The 776-nt window shown below is 64.7% G+C and carries 1 protein-coding gene; it reads right to left on the reverse strand.

Going from position 1 to position 776, the window contains the following annotated elements; genetic code table 11:
- The coding region (locus tag B3T77_RS06465; protein ID WP_292078228.1) for an AMP-binding protein at nucleotides 1-776 on the reverse strand (776 nt) is incomplete at both ends.

Below are 776 nucleotides of genomic sequence, written 5' to 3' on the forward strand. Positions count from 1 at the left end.
TCCTGCTTCATCAGGTCGCCGGTGCGGAACCAGCGGTCGCCCTTCTTGAACACGTCGGTCAGGATCTTCTTCTGCGAGGCGGCCTTGTCGGCATAGCCCGAGAAGTCGTGGCGGATGTCGTTTCCGATCAGGCCGATGGCCTCGCCGACCTCGCCGACGCGCGCCAGACGACACAGACCGTCCGAGCCGCGGATCGGCTGTTCGGTCTCCACGTCGAACTCGACCAGGCGAATATTGATCTGCGACTTTAGGAAGCTCGGCACCCGACCGATCGCGCCCTGCTTGCCGTCGAAGTTGAACAGCGAGACATTGCCTTCGGTCGAGCCGTAGAATTCCAGGATGTCAGGAATCTTGAACCGGCTTTGGAAGTCGGGCCAGACATCGGCGCGCAGGCCGTTGCCGAACGCCAGACGCAGCTTGTGCTTGGTCTCGTCCTCGTGCGGCGGGCAGTTGACCAGATAGCGGCACAGCTCGCCGATATAGACGAACATGGTCGCGCCCGACGAGCGCACGTCGGGCCAGAAGGTGCTGGCCGAAAACTTCTTGCGGATCACCAGCCGCGCGCCGTTCAGCAGCGCCGCGCCCACGCCGACCAGGCCGCCGGTCGAGTGATACAGCGGCAAGACGTTGAAGATCCGGTCCTCGGGCGTCGAACGCGTGGCGCCGGCGAAGGCGCGCATATAGGTGCGGGCGCGCGAATGCGGGATGCGCGCCGCCTTGGGCAGACCGGTCGTGCCGGAGGTGTAGATATAAAGGGCGGTGTCGCGGTTGGTCAG

It is taken from the genome of Brevundimonas sp. UBA7838, from assembly GCF_002500885.1.
Classification (GTDB): Bacteria; Pseudomonadota; Alphaproteobacteria; order Caulobacterales; family Caulobacteraceae; genus Brevundimonas; species Brevundimonas vesicularis_C.